This is a genomic window from Nonomuraea sp. NPDC005501 (assembly GCF_040605905.1).
Taxonomy (GTDB): domain Bacteria; phylum Actinomycetota; class Actinomycetes; order Streptosporangiales; family Streptosporangiaceae; genus Nonomuraea.
This window is the reverse complement of sequence record NZ_JBEXDT010000071.1, coordinates 1-14,746: the sequence shown is the minus strand read 5'-3', so window position 1 is coordinate 14,746 and position 14,746 is coordinate 1. Positions and strand designations below refer to the sequence as shown.

Below are 14,746 nucleotides of genomic sequence, written 5' to 3'. Positions count from 1 at the left end.
CACACCTGTCAGCGTGAGAAGAGGTACGCATGACTGTTCGTATCGGCATCAACGGGTTCGGGCGGATCGGCCGCAACGTCTTCCGCGCCGCCGTCGCGCGGAACGCGGACGTGGAGATCGTCGCGGTCAACGACCTCGGCGACGTGGCGACCATGGCCCACCTGCTGGCCTACGACTCGATCCTGGGCCGCTTCCCCGGCGAGGTCACCGCCGAGCCGGGCGCGATCCACGCCGGTGACGCCACGGTCAGGGTGCTGGCCGAGCGCGACCCCGCCGACCTGCCCTGGGGCGACCTGGGAGTGGACGTGGTCATCGAGTCCACCGGCGTCTTCACGCAGGCCGCCAAGGCCCGCGCGCACGTCGAGGGCGGCGCGAAGAAGGTCATCATCGCCGCCCCCGCCAGCGGCGAGGACGTCACGATCGTGCTCGGCGTGAACGACGACGCCTACGACCCCGAGCGCCACACGATCATCTCCAATGCCTCCTGCACCACCAACTGCCTCGGCGTCCTGGCCAAGGTGCTGCATGACGCCGTCGGCATCGAGTCGGGCATGATGACCACGGTCCACGCCTACACCCAGGACCAGAACCTCCAGGACGCCCCGCACAAGGACCTGCGCCGCGCCCGCGCCGCGGCCCTCAACATCGTGCCCACCTCCAGCGGGGCGGCCAAGGCCATCGGCCTGGTCCTGCCCGAGTTGCAGGGCCGTCTCGACGCCTTCGCCCTGCGGGTGCCCGTCCCCACCGGCTCGGTCACCGACCTGACCGTCACCACCCGCCGGCCGACCACCGTGCAGGAGGTCAAGGAGGCCTACGCCGAGGCCGCCGCTGGCCCGTACAAGGGGCTGCTGTCCTACACCGAGGCGCCCATCGTCAGCACCGACATCGTCACCGACCCCGCGTCCTGCGTCTTCGACGCCGAGCTCACCCGGGTGCTGGGCACGCAGGTCAAGGTGGTCGGCTGGTACGACAACGAGTGGGGCTACTCCAACCGCCTCATCGACCTGGCCCTCCTCGTGGGCGGCACGCTCTAGGGGCCACCGTCACCAGGGCCGCCATCAACGTGTGGCTCCGCGCCTCATGAAACACGACGGGCCGGGAGGTAGGAGCCGTCGCGCAGGTCGGCGACGGCGTCGGGGTGCCGGGGCTGCCAGCCCAGCCGGTCGCGTGCCTGCTCCCCGCTGACGGACTGGTCGAGTGCCAGGGCGTCGGCGAACAGCGCGCCGAGTTCCTCTCGCGCCTGGTCCAGCGGCCAGACCCGCGGCTCGGCGAAGATTCCGGCGGCCTGGCCGGCGGCGATGGCCAGGTCCCGGACGGGAACCGCCGGCTGGCTCACGCCGTGCCACAGCGTTCCGGCGGGCGCCTGCTCGACCACTCTGGTGAAAAGGTCCGCCAGGTCGTCGAGGTGGACCATGGGCCAGCGCACCGTCGAGTCCGCGATGATCAGGGGCGCCCCATGCTTGCGGGCCAGGTCGACCAGCAACGCGGGGATGCCGCCGCCGCGGCCGTGCACGATGCCGGGTCGGATCACGGTGGCGCGGACGCCGTTCTCGGCGGTGGCGAGCACCTGGTGCTCGATGCCGGGCCGGTATCCCACGATCGGGATCGGGTCGGTGGGCGTTTCTTCGTGGGCGGTCGCCGCCCCCGTGGCGCCCAGGACCCAGACGCCGCTGGTGTAGACGAACGCGCGCCCGGTGCCGCGCAGCGGGGCGGTCAACGCCGCGACGGCCGCGGCGTCGGCCGCGGCGTCACCGGTGGGCGTGGCCAGATTGATCACCGCGTCGATGTCGGGGGTGACCGCCGCGGTGAGCGAGTCCGGGTCGGTCAGGTCGCCGATTCGCCGCTCGTACCGCTCCTCTGGCCGATCGCCGCCTGGACGGGCGAGTTCCACGACCTGGTGGCCGGCTGCCGCCAGCCTTTCGGCGACGGCCGAGCCCAGGTAACCACGAGCTCCTACGATCAGAGTACGCATCTCAACACTCCCTCGAAAATTTCGATGTCGAAACTTTAGGTCGAAACTCTCCCAAGGTCAAACTCTTCGACATCGAAGACTTAGACTGTGAGAGAAGCCGCCTGACCGAGAGGGAAGACCGTGACTGACGCGACCGAGCAGGACGGGGTCGATGTGATCATTCAGGAGTGGCAGGCGGTGCGGCCCGACCTGGACTGTTCCCCCATGGCGGTCGTCGGCCGCCTTTCCCGGGCCTCACGGCTGCTCGAACGCGCGATCAAGGACGAGTTCGCCGAGCACGGCCTGGAGTCCTGGGAGTTCGACGTGCTGGCCACACTGCTGCGCGCGGGGCCGCCGCACGTCCTCAGCGCAGGGGAGCTGAGCAGCGCGGGCATGGTGAGTTCGGCGGCGTTGACCAACCGCGTCGACCGGCTGGTGAGCAAGGGACTGGTCGAGCGCGAGGTGGACCCGGCGCATCGGCGACGTGTCCTGATCTCCTTGTCCGAACAGGGGCTGCGGCTGGTGAACCAGGTCGTCGAACACCACCTGGCCAACGAGCGCCGGCTGCTGGAGGGACTGCCCGTGGCCGGACGCGATCAGCTCGCCGCGCTGCTACGCCGCCTGCTCATCTCCCTCGGAGACAACGGACGGCAACCGGCCGACACCTGATGCCGCAACCTACGTTCCTGCCCGAAACGCTCCATCCCCGATGAGCCGGGACCGTTGTAACGATTGGCTGTGAACCGGGTCCGGGATACGACGGCCTTACGCCACGCGTGGAACGCTACATCCCCGTCGTCTACCAAGGATCGGATGGGGATCACGTGTCATCGGGTTTCCCTGCGTCGTCAGGGCGGGGGCGTTCCAGGTGGATGGCCGCGGCGGTCGTCGCGGCGGCGCTCGTCCTCGCGGGCTGCACTCCGGAGAGCGCCACGGGCAACGGCACGGGCGACAAGGCGCCCACCTCGGAGGCGTCCGGCGCCTCCTCGCCGCCCGCGGCCGGTGAGATCCGCAAGCCGCCGCCGGTGGACGCCGCCTGGCCGCGCTGGGGCTTCACCCACACGGGCGTCAGCGCGAACAACGTCAGCCCGCGGTTCGAGCAGGACGTGGCCGGGGCGCTGGCCCGGACGCCGATGCTGCAGAACCAGCACATCATGGGCTTCGGCGCGCTCAACCCGGAGCCGCGGCCCGGCGAGTTCTTCTGGGAGGACCTCGACAGCCGCATGAACCTCATGCGCGAGTCGGGCGCCACCCCGGTCATGACGCTGTGCTGCGCCCCCGACTGGATGAAGGGCGGTCCCCAGGGCCCGACCGAGGAGTCGGCGTGGAAGGAGCACCTGGAGGACGCCCCGTACCCGGAGCACTTCGACGACTTCGCCAAGCTGGCCGCGGCCGTCGCCACCCGGTACACCGACGTGAAGTACTTCATGGTCTGGAACGAGCTGAAGGGCTTCTGGCGGGACCACGCCAAGCCGGCGGACGTCAAGGGCTATACGGAGCTGTACAACAAGGTGTACGACGCGGTCAAGGTGGCCCGCCCCGACGCCCAGGTGGGCGGCCCGTACATCGGCTTCGACAGCGACAACGAAGGACCGTCGGAGCTGCGCGGCGCGTGGGGCGTGGTCAACCAGAACGCGCTCGACGCCTTCGAGTACTGGTTCAAGAACAAGAAGGGCGCCGACTTCGTCGTGGTGGACGGCGCCTCCCCCACCGAGACGCACGAGCTGCGGCCGGACGAGTTCGGGGCGCTGGCCAAGTTCGGCGCGATCACCGCGTGGCTGCGCGAGCGGACCGGTGACCTGCCGGTCTGGTGGTCGGAGTGGTACGTCGTGCCGGAGGACGGCACCACGTGGCCCGAGCCGAAGCGCCTGGCCGTGCAGGCCGTCTCGATGATGGAGTTCGCCCGCAGCGGCGCCGCCACCGCCCTGTACTGGAACCCGCAGGCCAAGGAGGGGGAATGCCGGGCCTGCATGTGGGCGCCCGGCACCGGCTCGATGCTGCCGACGGGGCAGCTGGTGAGCGAGTTCGCCCGGTGGTTCCCCGCGGGGGCCGAGCTGGAGGACGTCACCTCCTCCGACCCGCGGGTCCGCGTGCTGGCGCAGAAGCAGCAGCTGCTGGCGGTCAACACGGCGGACAAGGCCGTCACGGCGACCGTGGACGGCAGGCAGGTCACGCTCCAGCCGTACGAGATCAAGTGGAGCGGCCGCTAGAACCGCCCAGCCCCCGGCGGGGCACGGTTGTCGTCGGGCGGCCGGTCATGGCGGCCGCCCCAACTCTGTCGGCACTATGCCCAGCAAGATTGTTGACAATATTGTCGCCCGAGATCTAGCCTCCTGGGACACCGCGAGGGAAAGGGCGACGATGCCGCACCGGGACGGCCCGATCACCGGCGAACAGGCGAAACAGCACGCGCTCGTACGGCTGCGCGAAGCCATCACGCGGGGGGACATGGTTCCCGCCCAGCGCCTGGTGGAGGCCGAGCTCGCCGAGCAGTTCGGGGTGACCCGGGCGAGCATCCGCGCCGCGCTGATCGACCTGACCGCCGCGGGCCTGGTCGAGCGCATCCCCAACCGCGGCGCCCGCGTACGGGTCGTCAGCGTCGAGGAGGCGGTCGCCATCACCGAGTGCCGGATGGTGCTCGAAGGGCTGTGCGCGGCCAAGGCGGCGGCGCGGGCCACCGACGAGCAGGTGGCCGAGCTCGCCGCGCTGGGCGAGGCGATGGCCAAGGCGGTCGCCGACGGCGAGCCCCTGACCTACTCGGAGCTCAACCATCGGTTGCACGCCCGCATCCGCGACATCTCCGGGCAGCAGGTGGCGGTCGAGCTGCTGGAGCGGCTCAACGCCCAGCTGGTCCGGCACCGCTTCCAGCTCGCGCTTCGCCCCGGGCGGCCCCAGCGGTCGCTCGACGAGCACCTGGCGCTGATCGAGGCGATCCGCGCCCGCGACCCGAAGGCGGCCGAGGCCGCCGCGCACGCCCACCTGGCCAGCGTCATCGAGGCGCTCAGCAGCACCTGACGCCGTCCGGTGGCACGGCTCCCCCATCCATCGAGGAGGACAACCCGATGACAGACGCCGTGAACCAGGCAGCTCCGGCGCCGTCCACCCTGGTCGTCAGCGCGCACGCCGGCGACTTCGTCTGGCGCGCGGGCGGGGCGATCGCCCTGGCCGCCGCACGGGGCGAGAAGGTGACGATCGTGTGCCTCTCCTACGGCGAACGCGGCGAGTCCGCGAAGGCCTGGCGCGAGGGCAGATCGCTCGACGAGATCAAGGAGCTGCGGCGCGGGGAGGCGGAGCAGGCCGCGGCCACCCTGGGGGCCGGCATCCGCTTCCTCGACGCCGGCGACTACCCGCTGGGGGAGACGCCCGAGCTCGTCGACGAGCTGGTACGCCTCTACCGGGAGGTGGCGCCCACGGTGGTGCTCACCCACCCGCCGGAGGACCCGTACAACGGCGACCACCCCGCGGCGGCCCGGATGGCGCTGGAGGCCCGGGTGCTGGCGCAGGCCGCCGGCTACCCGGCGCCGGGCGAGCCGCTCGGGGCGCCGCCGGTGTTCTTCTTCGAGCCGCACCAGCCCGAGATGTGCGGCTTCACCCCGCAGGTCCTGCTCGACATCACCGAGGTCTTCGACACCAAGCGCAAGGCCATGGAGTGCCTGCCCGCCCAGCGGCACCTGTGGGACTACTACACCGACCTGGCCACGCGCCGGGGCGTGCAGCTCAAGCGCAACGCCGGCCCCAACCTGGGGCTGCCCCACACCACGTACGGCGAGGCGTACATGCGGCCGTACCCGCAGGTGACGGGCGTCCTGGCATGAGCGGTGTGATCGTCACCGGCGTCCGCCGGGCGGACGCGGACGCGGTGGCCGCGCTGGCGGGGTTCGGCGTGGCCACCGTGCACGAGGCGCTGGGCCGTACGGGAAGCCTGGGCCCGGGGCTGCGGCCGATCCAGCAGGGCGTGCGCGTCTGCGGCACCGCGGTGACCGCCCTGTGCCGGCCCGGCGACAACCTCATGATCCACGCGGCGGTCGAGCAGTGCCGCCAGGGCGACGTGCTGGTGGTCGCCACCACCTCGCCGTCCACCGACGGCATGTTCGGCGAGCTGTTGGCCACGGCCCTCCAGCGGCGCGGCGTGCGCGGGCTGGTCATCGACGCCGGCGTGCGCGACACCGCCGAGCTGCGCGCGATGGGGTTCCCGGTCTGGTCGGCGGCCGTCTGCGCGCAGGGCACGGTCAAGGCCACCGCCGGGTCGGTCAACGTGCCCGTGGTCGTCGGGGGCCAGCTCGTCCGGCCCGGCGACGCGGTGCTCGCCGACGACGACGGGGTGATGCTCGTGCCCCGCGACCTGGTCGCCACGGCCGTGGAGGCGGCCGTGGCCAGGACGGCGAAGGAGGAGGCCTCGCGGGCCGCCTTCGCCGCGGGCGAGCTGGGCCTGGACCGCTACGGGCTGCGCGCGACGCTGGCCCGGCTCGGCGTGCGTCACGTGACGGCCGAGGAGTACGAGCGCGAGGGGACGGCGCCATGACGTCCGGACCCACGCCCCGGCACGGCGCCCCGACCCCGGACGGTGGGCTGCCCTGCGTGCTGATGCGCGCGGGCACCTCCAAGGGCGCCTACTTCCTCGCCGGGGACCTGCCGGCGGACCGGGCGGACCGCGACGACCTGCTGCTGCGCGTCATGGGCAGCCCCGACCCGCGCCAGATCGACGGCCTGGGCGGGGCCCACCCGCTGACCAGCAAGGTGGCGGTCGTCTCCCGCTCCGCCGACGACGCCGCCGACGTCGACTACCTGTTCCTGCAGACGGGCGTCGAGACCGCGCAGGTCAGCGACCGGCAGAACTGCGGCAACCTCCTCGCCGGGGTGGGCCCGTTCGCCGTCGAGCGCGGGCTGGTCCCGGCCGCCGACGGCGAGACCACCGTGCGCGTCCGCATGCTCAACACCGGCGAGCTGGCCGCGGCCACCTTCCCGACCCCGGGCGGCGTGGTCCGCTACGACGGCCCCACCGAGATCTCCGGCGTGCCGGGGACCGCCGCGGCCATCGTCATCGAGTTCCCCGGGGGCGCGAGCGGCCGGCCGCTGCTGCCGACCGGCCGCGTCCGCGACGAGGCGGCCGGCGTCACGGTGACGTGCGTGGACAACGGCATGCCCGTCGTCCTCCTCCGGGCCGCCGGCCTCGGCGTCAGCGGGTACGAGAGCCCCGCCGAGCTGGAGGGGGACGAGTCGCTGGCCGCCCGGCTGCGCGAGATCCGCCTGGCCGCGGCCGAGCTGATGGGCCTCGGCGACGTCAGCGGCACGACCGTGCCCAAGCTCACCCTGCTGGCTCCGCCCAGGAGCGGCGGCGCCGTCTGCACCCGGACGTTCATCCCGGTGCGCTGCCACACCGCCATCGGCGTGCTGGGCGCGGCGAGCGTCGCCGCCGGTCTGCTCGTCCCCGGCGGGGTGGGCGAGGACCTGGCCGTGCTTCCCGAGAACGGGGGCCGGGTGCGCGTCGAGCATCCGACGGGGTTCCTCGACATCGAGACCGCTGTCGAGAAGGGCCCTTCCGGCGCTCCCCACGCGGCCCGCACCGCCGTCGTCCGGACGGCCCGCAAGATCTTCGACGGCACGGTGTTCCCGCGCCCGCCCGCATCCGGCTCCTGAGGAGGCTCCCCGATGGCCCCACCCCTGGGAGACATCGCCCATCTCGGCCATGTCGAACTCTTCACCCCCGACCCCGACCGCAGCCTGTGGTTCTTCACCCAGCTGCTCGGCATGACCGAGAACGGCCGCTCGGGCGAGTCCGTGTACCTGCGTACGTGGGACGACTACGAGCACCACAGCCTCACGCTGACCGCCCACCCGACCTCGGGCCTGCGCCGCACGGCGCTGCGCACGTCGAGCGAGCAGGCGCTGAACGCCCGCGTCAAGGCCCTGGAGGAGGCGGGCATGGGCGGCGCGTGGGTGGAGGACGAGCCCGGGATCGGGCCGCTGTACGTCACCCGCGACCCGGACGGGCACGAGATCGCCCTCTACTGGGAGAGCGAGTGGTACGAGGCGCCCCCCGAGCTGCGCCCCGGGCTGAAGAACCAGCCGCAGGCCAAGCCGTGCCAGGGCGTCGGCGTGCGGCGGCTCGACCACGTCAACTTCCTGGCCGCCGAGGTCGCGCCCAACTCCGGCTTCACGCACCGGCTGCTCGGCGCCAGGCCGACCGAGCAGATCGTGCTCGACAGCGGCAGGCTCAGCGCGCAGTGGCTGACCTTCACCAACAAGTCGTACGACATCGTCTACACCGAGGACCGGTCGGGGTCGCGAGGGCGCCTGCACCACGTCGCGTTCGCCACCGACTCCCGCGAGGACATCCTGCGGGCCGCCGACCTGTGCCTGGACAACGACGTGCACATCGAGACCGGTCCGCACAAGCACGCCATCCAGCAGACGTTCTTCCTGTACGTCTACGAGCCGGGCGGCAACCGGATCGAGCTGTGCAACCCCCTGACCCGGCTGGTGCTCGCCCCCGACTGGCCCCTGATCACCTGGACCCAGGCCGAGCGGGCCAAGGGCCAGGCGTGGGGCCTGAAGACGATCGAGTCGTTCCATACGCACGGCACCCCGCCGCTCGACTGAGCCACCCTGCGAACCCACCCGGGCGGCGGCCAGGACGGATCGAGCCCAGGAGGTGGCGGCGCGCTGGAACGGGTCGCCGGTGACGCGAAAGGTGAGGGGGCGGTGATGGGGCCTGCACCGAAGGCGCGGACCTTCGGGCGGTCAGGTCAGGCTCACGGCCGTCCCAGATCACCGGTGAGGTGGTGCCGCACGAGGGGGGCCAGGATGGCGACGAGCGCTTCGCGTTCGAGCGAGGCGAGCGGTTCGACCTTCAGCACGTACCGGGCCGTCGCCACGCCCAGCAGGTGCGCGCCTGTGAGGTTCGCGCGCAGCTCGGCCCGGTCGGTCCCGATGGCGCGGGCGAGGGGCAGCATCACCTCGTCGGTCATGAACGAGGCCACCATCGCCGACGCGCTGGGCGAGGCCGACGCGCCGCGCACGATCGCGAGCAGCCGGGCTCCGGTGTCCGGGGCCTCCCAGAGCTCCAGATAACGCCGCACCAGCCGCTCCCCCAGGTGGTCGACGTCGCCGTCGCGCACCAGCGCCGTCAGGGGCCGGGTGGGTGGATCGGCCCGCAGGGCGGCGTCGAAGAGCCCGTCCTTGCTGCCGAAGAACTGCAGGACCAGCGCGGGATCGACGCCGGCGGCCGACGCGACGCCGCGGATGGTGGTCGCCAGGTATCCATGCTCGGCGAAGCTCCGCTGGGCGGCCGCCAGGATCGCCTCGCGCGTTCCCGACACTCCCGGCCGTCGCCCGCCGGCTCCCTTCTCACGTGTCTCGGTCACCCCGGCAGAGTAGCTCACCCTTGTTGAGTTCTGCGCCGGTGTCGTTTACGTTCAACTCACCATTGTTGAGTTATTTCGTGAGAGGTTCGGCATGTCACCAGCCGTAGTGATCACCGGAACGTCGTCAGGGATCGGCCGGGCCTCGGCGCTGGCCCTGCATGCCCGGGGCTTCACGGTCTTCGCCGGAGTACGCAAGGAGGCGGACGGCCAGGCGTTGCGGGCCGCGTCCGGTGGCGGGATCGTCCCGGTCCGCATCGACGTCACGGACGAGGATTCGATCGCGGCCGCCGCCCACCGGGTGGAGCGGAACGTCGGCGCGTCGGGGCTGGCCGGCCTCGTCAACAACGCCGGCATCGGCGCGCCCTGGCCGATCGAGCTGGTGCCCCTGGACGAGTTCAGGCGTCACCTCGAGGTCAACCTGACCGGCCAGCTCGCCGTGACGCAGGCGTTCCTGCCGCTGGTCAAGCGCGCCCGGGGCCGGATCGTCAACGTCGGCTCGGAGGGCGGGCGCATCACGCTGCCGTTCCTCGGCCCGATCACCGCCGCCAAGCACGGCCTCGTCTCCGTCACCGACGCGCTGCGCATGGAGCTGCGCCCGTGGGGCGTGCACGTCAGCATCGTCGAGCCGGGCGCCACCCGCAGCGACGCCCCGGCCAAGCTGGTGGCGAGCGGCCGGCGGGCGATCGCCGACCGGTTCTCCCCCCAGGGCCGCGCCGACTACGGCGACACGTTCGGACACGTCATCGAGAAGATCGCCGCGAACCACCGGCGTAGCGGCAGCCCGCCCGAGACGATCGCCCGCGCCGTCGTGACGGCGTTGACCGCCCGCCGGCCGAGAACGCGCTACCCCGTCGGCGGCCACGCCAAGCTGCTCACCCGGCTCCAGCGCGCGCTGCCGGACCGTGCCGTGGACGCCCTGTTCAGGCGCATGCTCGGCCTGGGCACGTGAGGGTGAGGCCGTGCCCGCCGCTCCCCCGCGGCCTCAGGCGGCGGGGCCGCACCACCGGGTGAGGGCTTCGGCGAGGCCGGCGTCGTCGCTCCGGTCGCCGGCCCAGGCGAGGTAGCCGTCGGGACGGACGAGCATGCACCTCGCCGCACCTGAAACCTCGGCCGGGGCGACGTGGTCGACGCGGTCGCTCCACCCCGCCGGCGGGGCGAGGCGGGTGACGAGCACGAACCTCCCGCGGCGCAGCGCCTCGTACAACCTGCCCGGCGCGTCGCCTTCGAGCGCGAGGTCGGGGACGCGTCGTCCCACCCACGCGTGGGCGCCGTCCGGCGCGGGGTAGCGGACCGCGATGCCGGAGAGCATGTTGAGCGCCACCGCGCGGCGCAGCGGCCGGATGTTCATGACGGCGCCGCTGACCTGGTTGCGCACCGCGCGCGCCACGGGCGAGCGCAGCAGCGCCAACCGGGTGAGGAGGCCGCTGGTGCGCAGGACGGTCCTGCCCACGGGGTGCCGCTCGGCCTCGTAGCTCTCCAGCAGCCCGGCCGGGGCCCACCCCTGAACGGCCGCCGCCAGCTTCCAGCTCAGGTTGGCGGCGTCCTGCAGGCCGGTGTTCATGCCCTGGCCGCCGGCGGGCGCGTGCACGTGCGCGGCGTCGCCGGCGATGAACACCCGGCCCGCGCGGTAGTGGGTGGCCTGCCGTTCCTCACTGTGGAAGCGCGACATCCAGCGCGGATCGTGCATGCCGAAGTCGGTGCCGTAACACTCGCGGGTCAGCCGCTTCAGCTCCTCGAAGTTGACGGGGACGTCGTCCGGGAGGTCGCCGTCGGCGTGGTCGCGACCGATGATGCGGTACCAGCCGTCGCCGAACGGGGCGATGAACACGAAGCCCTGGCGAACGCCGTTGACCGACAGCAGCTCCCGGGGCTTCTCCGTCAGCCTGACGTCGGCGAGCATCACCGAGCGGGCGACGGCGTGGCCGGGGAAGTCGATGCCGGCGGCCTCGCGCACGGTGCTGTGCCTGCCGTCCGCGCCGACCACGTACGACGCCCGCAGGGTGCCGTCGGCCCCGTCGAGCGCGCGGACGCGCACGGTGACGCCTTCGCCGTCCTGCTCCACGCCGGTGACCTCGTGCCCGGACAGCAACTCGGCGCCGTTGCCGAGGGCGCGTCGCATCAGCAACCGCTCGATCTCGTACTGCGGGGTGACGAGCATGTACGGGTGCCGGCCCGGCAGGTCGGTCATGCCGATCACGACGTGGTCCCAGATCAGCAGGCCCGGGACCGTGGTGCCGCCGGCGAGAGCCTGGTCGGCCAGGCCACGCATGTCGAGGAGTTCCAGGGTGCGCGCGTGCACGGCGAAGGCCCGCGAGAGCGGCGACTCGCCGGTACGGCGCTCGACGACCGTCACGCGCACCCCGGCGCCGGCCAGGTCCCCGGCGAGCAGGAGCCCTGCCGGGCCGGCTCCGACGATGATGATGTCCGTGTTCATGATGCTTCCTCCGTGAAGGGGATCGCCCTGAGGAACAGGGCCACGTGCGCGTCGACGTCCAGCGCCTCGGGGGGCCGCCCGACCGAGGGAGCGACGAGCAGAACCTGCAGCAGCGCGTGGATCACCAGGGGCGAGACCAGCAGGAGTGCCGCGGCGTCCAGATCGACGTCGTCGATGAGCCCGGCCTCGCGGGCGGCGGTCAGCAGACCTTTCGCGCCGGCCAGCGCCCGCTCGGGGACGGCGTTCCGGAACGTCTCGCCGACGTGCGGCAACCTGGGCGTCTCGGCGATGACGATGCGAGCCAGCTCCATGTACTCGCGGTCCATGAGTCCGGCCAGGAGCCGGCGGGCGAAGACGTGCAGCGCGCTCTCCAGGGCGGCCCTCGACGTGACGGCCGGAGCCGCCTCCGGCGTGTCCTCCGTGGTGGTGATCAGGTGTTCGAGCACGTCGGCGAGGACCGCCTCCTTGCTCGGGTAACGCGTGTAGAGGGTCTCCTTGGACACCCCCGCCTCCTTGGCCAGGGCCGCCGTGCTCACCTGGGCGAAACCGTGCCGGAGGAACAGCGTCTTCGCCGCCGTCCGGATCTGGCGGACCTTGGCGTCCTCTTGCTCCATCCGAGCCTCTCTCCCATTGTCGAACCGTACCGTACGGTTCGACCGTACTCCGGACTGCTCACCATCACAAGGCCGGATCGGACGCCGCGCCCGGGGCCAGCGATCCCGGCCGGTCAGCGGGCGGGCGAGACCAGGCCGGCGTCGTAGGCGGCGATGACGAGCTGGACCCGGTCGCGGGCGCCGAGCTTGGCCAGCAGGCTGGCCACATGCGCCTTGGCGGTGCCGGGGCTGATGTGCAGGTGCGCCGCGATCTCGGCGTTGGACAGGCCGCGCCCGACCAGGGTCAGCACCTCGCGTTCGCGCCCGGTCACACCGCCGAGATCCCGCGAGCCCGGCGTGGAGGGGGGCCGGGCGGCGAACTCCTCGATGAGGCGGCGGGTGACGCCGGGCGCGATCAGGGCGTCCCCGGCCGCGACCACGCGGACGGCCGCCAGGATGTCCTCCAGCGCCATGTCCTTGACCAGGAAGCCGCTGGCCCCGGCCCGCAGGGCGGCGTAGACGTTGTCGTCGTCGTCGAAGGTGGTCAAGATGACGACCCGGGGGGCCGGCTCGCCGGTTGTGATCATCTGGGTGGCCTCGATGCCGTCCATGCCGGGCATGCGGATGTCCATCAGCACCACGTCGGGGCGCAGCTCCCTGGCCAGCCGCACGGCCTGGGCGCCGGTCCCGGCCTCCCCGACGACGTCCGCGTCCGGCGTCCCGGCGATGGCCGTGCGCAGCCCGGCGCGCATGAGCGGCTGGTCGTCGGCCAGCACGACCCGGATCGTCACCGCACCCCCTCGGCACTCGTCATCGCGCCCGGCGCGTGGTCGTCGTCGGGCCTGTCCGGGACGGGCAGCCGGGCGGCGACCCGGAAGCCGCCTCCGGGCCGCGGGCCGGCGCTGAGGTCGCCGTCCAGCAGCGCGACGCGCTCCCGCATTCCGGCGATGCCGTACCCGCCGCCGCGGGGCGGGGCCCCGGGGGCGGGGCCGTGCCCGTCGTCGACGATCTCGACGCGCAGCTCCTCGTCGCGGAAGTCGATCGACACCGCGCAGCGGGCGACGCCCGCGTGCCGGACCACGTTGGTCACCGCCTCCTGGACGATGCGGAACGCGGACCGGTCGACGGCGGCCGGCAGCGGGCGGCGTTCGCCCCTCCAGCGCACGTCCACGCGGACACCGGCGGCGGCGGTCATGGCCACGACCGCGTCGAGGTCCGCCAGCCCCGCGAACGGCGCCGGCTCCGCGGGCCGCGGCTCCGGCCGGCGCAGCACGCCGAGCAGGCTCCGCAGCCCTCTCAGGGTCTCGCGGCTGGTGGTCTCGATCGCGGTCAGCGCCTCGCGAGCCTTGGCCGGCTCGGCGTCCATCACCCTGGCGCCCGCGCCGGCCTGGATGGCGATGACGCCGATGCTGTGGGCGACCATGTCGTGCAGCTCACGGGCGATGCGCAGCCGCTCCGCCGTGACCGCCTCGGCGGTGGCGTGCGCGCGCAGCGCCCGGCCGTACTCGCGCCGCTGGCGGATCGAGGTGCCCGCCAGCCAGGCGACCAGGACGCCCAGGGCGAGCACGAGCGTCAGCCCGACGAAACCCGGCGCGAGGGCGCGGTGGCCGCCGCGCCACAGGTCGAACTGCCAGGCCGCCTGCTGGACCGCCAGCGCGGCGACCGCGGCGACGACGCCGGCCCGGCGTGCGCGTCCGGCCGTGACCAGGCCGGTCAGGATGTCGGCGGCCAGGAACACCGGCCAGATCCGATCGGCCATGACCCCCGCGGCCGCCGCGACGGGGATCTCGGCCAGCAGCACCGCGAGCACCGCCGACGGCCGGCGCCGCGACCCGGCCAGGGGCAGCGCCATGACGGCGGCCGCGGCCGCCGCGGCGGGGGCCTCCGGGTGGACGTCCCGGTCCTGGTTCAGCAGCGTGACGAACAGCACGAGGGCGAAGACCGCCACCGCGCACCAGGTGAGCGCCGTCCACGCGCCCGGCGGCAGCCGCTGCGTCAGAGGCGGGCGGGGCGGGTCGTGGTGCACGCGGTCGATCGTAGCCACCGCCTGCCGGCCGGGCATCGGCCCAGGGGCGTACGCCCGCGGGCCACCTTCGTCGCACCGGAACGGGCCCGTGGCCCGATGCCGCGGGAAGGCCGCCCACGGCAGCGTTGACGACGTGATCGAAGTCAATGGACTGACCAAGCGCTACGGAGGCGTGACGGCCGTGAACGACCTGACGTTCACGGTGCGGCCCGGGCACGTCACCGGGTTCCTCGGCCCGAACGGCGCCGGCAAGAGCACCACGATGCGCATGATCCTCGGCCTGAACCGGCCCACCGCCGGAACCGCCACCATCGGCGGCCGCCCCTTCAGGCGGCACGGCGGTGGGCCGGTTCAGGCCGAGGATCATGCGCATCGTGG

16 protein-coding genes are annotated in these 14,746 nt (G+C 73.1%); 10 read left to right on the top strand and 6 right to left on the bottom strand.

Annotated elements, in window-relative coordinates:
* The first annotated feature begins 29 nt into the window (after window positions 1-29).
* Window positions 30-1,034 (top strand): type I glyceraldehyde-3-phosphate dehydrogenase, encoded by a 1,005-nt coding sequence (gap, locus tag ABZS51_RS29330; RefSeq protein WP_310713792.1) that lies wholly within the window; start codon window positions 30-32, stop codon window positions 1,032-1,034.
* A gap of 44 nt (window positions 1,035-1,078) precedes the next feature.
* Here gap and ABZS51_RS29325 read toward each other — a convergent pair whose 3' ends face one another.
* Complete coding sequence (locus ABZS51_RS29325; protein WP_355447535.1) at window positions 1,079-1,972, bottom strand: NAD-dependent epimerase/dehydratase family protein; 894 nt, start codon at window positions 1,970-1,972, stop codon at window positions 1,079-1,081.
* Between the two features lie 120 nt (window positions 1,973-2,092).
* Here ABZS51_RS29325 and ABZS51_RS29320 point away from each other — a divergent pair, with 120 nt between their 5' ends.
* The 7 genes from ABZS51_RS29320 to ABZS51_RS29290 all read left to right on the top strand — a co-directional run bounded on the left by ABZS51_RS29320 (window position 2,093) and on the right by ABZS51_RS29290 (window position 8,551).
* A complete protein-coding gene (locus ABZS51_RS29320) occupies window positions 2,093-2,620 on the top strand; it encodes a MarR family transcriptional regulator (protein ID WP_355447532.1) in 528 nt (175 codons plus the stop codon).
* 203 nt (window positions 2,621-2,823) lie between these two features.
* Window positions 2,824-4,161 (top strand): xylan 1,4-beta-xylosidase, encoded by a 1,338-nt coding sequence (locus ABZS51_RS29315; RefSeq protein ID WP_355447529.1) that lies wholly within the window; start codon window positions 2,824-2,826, stop codon window positions 4,159-4,161.
* Between the two features lie 151 nt (window positions 4,162-4,312).
* Entirely contained in the window at window positions 4,313-4,966 is a 654-nt protein-coding gene (locus ABZS51_RS29310; protein ID WP_355447526.1) for a GntR family transcriptional regulator, read from the top strand.
* A 47-nt stretch (window positions 4,967-5,013) separates the two neighbouring features.
* Window positions 5,014-5,766, top strand: coding sequence for a PIG-L deacetylase family protein (locus ABZS51_RS29305; RefSeq protein ID WP_355447523.1), 753 nt, complete (start codon window positions 5,014-5,016; stop codon window positions 5,764-5,766).
* Window positions 5,763-6,473, top strand: a complete 711-nt coding sequence (locus tag ABZS51_RS29300; protein ID WP_355447520.1) for a 4-carboxy-4-hydroxy-2-oxoadipate aldolase/oxaloacetate decarboxylase — start codon at window positions 5,763-5,765, stop codon at window positions 6,471-6,473. Before ABZS51_RS29305 ends, ABZS51_RS29300 begins: the two co-directional genes overlap by 4 nt.
* Window positions 6,470-7,588: a 4-oxalomesaconate tautomerase gene (locus tag ABZS51_RS29295; protein ID WP_355447517.1), complete on the top strand. Its 1,119-nt coding sequence runs from the start codon at window positions 6,470-6,472 to the stop codon at window positions 7,586-7,588. The genes ABZS51_RS29300 and ABZS51_RS29295 overlap by 4 nt, the downstream gene beginning before the upstream one ends.
* A gap of 12 nt (window positions 7,589-7,600) precedes the next feature.
* Window positions 7,601-8,551: a catechol 2,3-dioxygenase gene (locus ABZS51_RS29290; protein ID WP_355447514.1), complete on the top strand. Its 951-nt coding sequence runs from the start codon at window positions 7,601-7,603 to the stop codon at window positions 8,549-8,551.
* Between the two features lie 152 nt (window positions 8,552-8,703).
* On the opposite strand, the gene ABZS51_RS29285 is transcribed toward ABZS51_RS29290, so the two are convergent.
* The gene (locus ABZS51_RS29285) at window positions 8,704-9,315 is read right to left on the bottom strand and encodes a TetR family transcriptional regulator (RefSeq protein WP_355447511.1); all 612 of its coding nucleotides are present in this window, start codon (window positions 9,313-9,315) and stop codon (window positions 8,704-8,706) included.
* Window positions 9,316-9,406: 91 nt separating this feature from the next.
* Between ABZS51_RS29285 and ABZS51_RS29280 the strand changes: the two genes are divergently transcribed.
* On the top strand, window positions 9,407-10,264 hold the full coding sequence (locus ABZS51_RS29280; RefSeq protein ID WP_355447508.1) for an SDR family NAD(P)-dependent oxidoreductase: 858 nt from the start codon (window positions 9,407-9,409) through the stop codon (window positions 10,262-10,264).
* A gap of 33 nt (window positions 10,265-10,297) precedes the next feature.
* On the opposite strand, the gene ABZS51_RS29275 is transcribed toward ABZS51_RS29280, so the two are convergent.
* The 4 genes from ABZS51_RS29275 to ABZS51_RS29260 all read right to left on the bottom strand — a co-directional run bounded on the left by ABZS51_RS29275 (window position 10,298) and on the right by ABZS51_RS29260 (window position 14,368).
* Window positions 10,298-11,749 carry an FAD-dependent monooxygenase gene (locus ABZS51_RS29275; protein ID WP_355447505.1) on the bottom strand — a complete coding sequence of 484 codons (1,452 nt, stop codon included), beginning with the start codon at window positions 11,747-11,749 and terminating at the stop codon, window positions 10,298-10,300.
* Entirely contained in the window at window positions 11,746-12,363 is a 618-nt protein-coding gene (locus ABZS51_RS29270) for a TetR/AcrR family transcriptional regulator (RefSeq protein ID WP_355447503.1), read from the bottom strand. Before ABZS51_RS29270 ends, ABZS51_RS29275 begins: the two co-directional genes overlap by 4 nt.
* A gap of 113 nt (window positions 12,364-12,476) precedes the next feature.
* On the bottom strand, window positions 12,477-13,133 hold the full coding sequence (locus ABZS51_RS29265; RefSeq protein ID WP_355447500.1) for a response regulator transcription factor: 657 nt from the start codon (window positions 13,131-13,133) through the stop codon (window positions 12,477-12,479).
* Complete coding sequence (locus ABZS51_RS29260) at window positions 13,130-14,368, bottom strand: sensor histidine kinase (RefSeq protein ID WP_355447497.1); 1,239 nt, start codon at window positions 14,366-14,368, stop codon at window positions 13,130-13,132. The genes ABZS51_RS29265 and ABZS51_RS29260 overlap by 4 nt, the downstream gene beginning before the upstream one ends.
* Window positions 14,369-14,501: 133 nt before the next feature.
* On the opposite strand from ABZS51_RS29260, the gene ABZS51_RS29255 reads away from it, so the two are divergent.
* Window positions 14,502-14,746 (top strand): ATP-binding cassette domain-containing protein (locus tag ABZS51_RS29255; protein WP_355447494.1); only part of this gene is annotated, 245 nt, incomplete at its 3' end.

Excerpts from the sequence above, each read along its gene's own strand:
- gap (WP_310713792.1), top strand. The coding sequence starts at position 30 with ATGACTGTTCGTATCGGCATCAACGGGTTCGGGCGGATCGGCCGCAAC.
- ABZS51_RS29325 (WP_355447535.1), bottom strand. The coding sequence starts at position 1,972 with ATGCGTACTCTGATCGTAGGAGCTCGTGGTTACCTGGGCTCGGCCGTC.
- ABZS51_RS29315 (WP_355447529.1), top strand. The coding sequence starts at position 2,824 with ATGGCCGCGGCGGTCGTCGCGGCGGCGCTCGTCCTCGCGGGCTGCACT.
- ABZS51_RS29310 (WP_355447526.1), top strand. The coding sequence starts at position 4,313 with ATGCCGCACCGGGACGGCCCGATCACCGGCGAACAGGCGAAACAGCAC.
- ABZS51_RS29305 (WP_355447523.1), top strand. The coding sequence starts at position 5,014 with ATGACAGACGCCGTGAACCAGGCAGCTCCGGCGCCGTCCACCCTGGTC.
- ABZS51_RS29300 (WP_355447520.1), top strand. The coding sequence starts at position 5,763 with ATGAGCGGTGTGATCGTCACCGGCGTCCGCCGGGCGGACGCGGACGCG.
- ABZS51_RS29295 (WP_355447517.1), top strand. The coding sequence starts at position 6,470 with ATGACGTCCGGACCCACGCCCCGGCACGGCGCCCCGACCCCGGACGGT.
- ABZS51_RS29290 (WP_355447514.1), top strand. The coding sequence starts at position 7,601 with ATGGCCCCACCCCTGGGAGACATCGCCCATCTCGGCCATGTCGAACTC.
- ABZS51_RS29280 (WP_355447508.1), top strand. The coding sequence starts at position 9,407 with ATGTCACCAGCCGTAGTGATCACCGGAACGTCGTCAGGGATCGGCCGG.
- ABZS51_RS29275 (WP_355447505.1), bottom strand. The coding sequence starts at position 11,749 with ATGAACACGGACATCATCATCGTCGGAGCCGGCCCGGCAGGGCTCCTG.
- ABZS51_RS29270 (WP_355447503.1), bottom strand. The coding sequence starts at position 12,363 with ATGGAGCAAGAGGACGCCAAGGTCCGCCAGATCCGGACGGCGGCGAAG.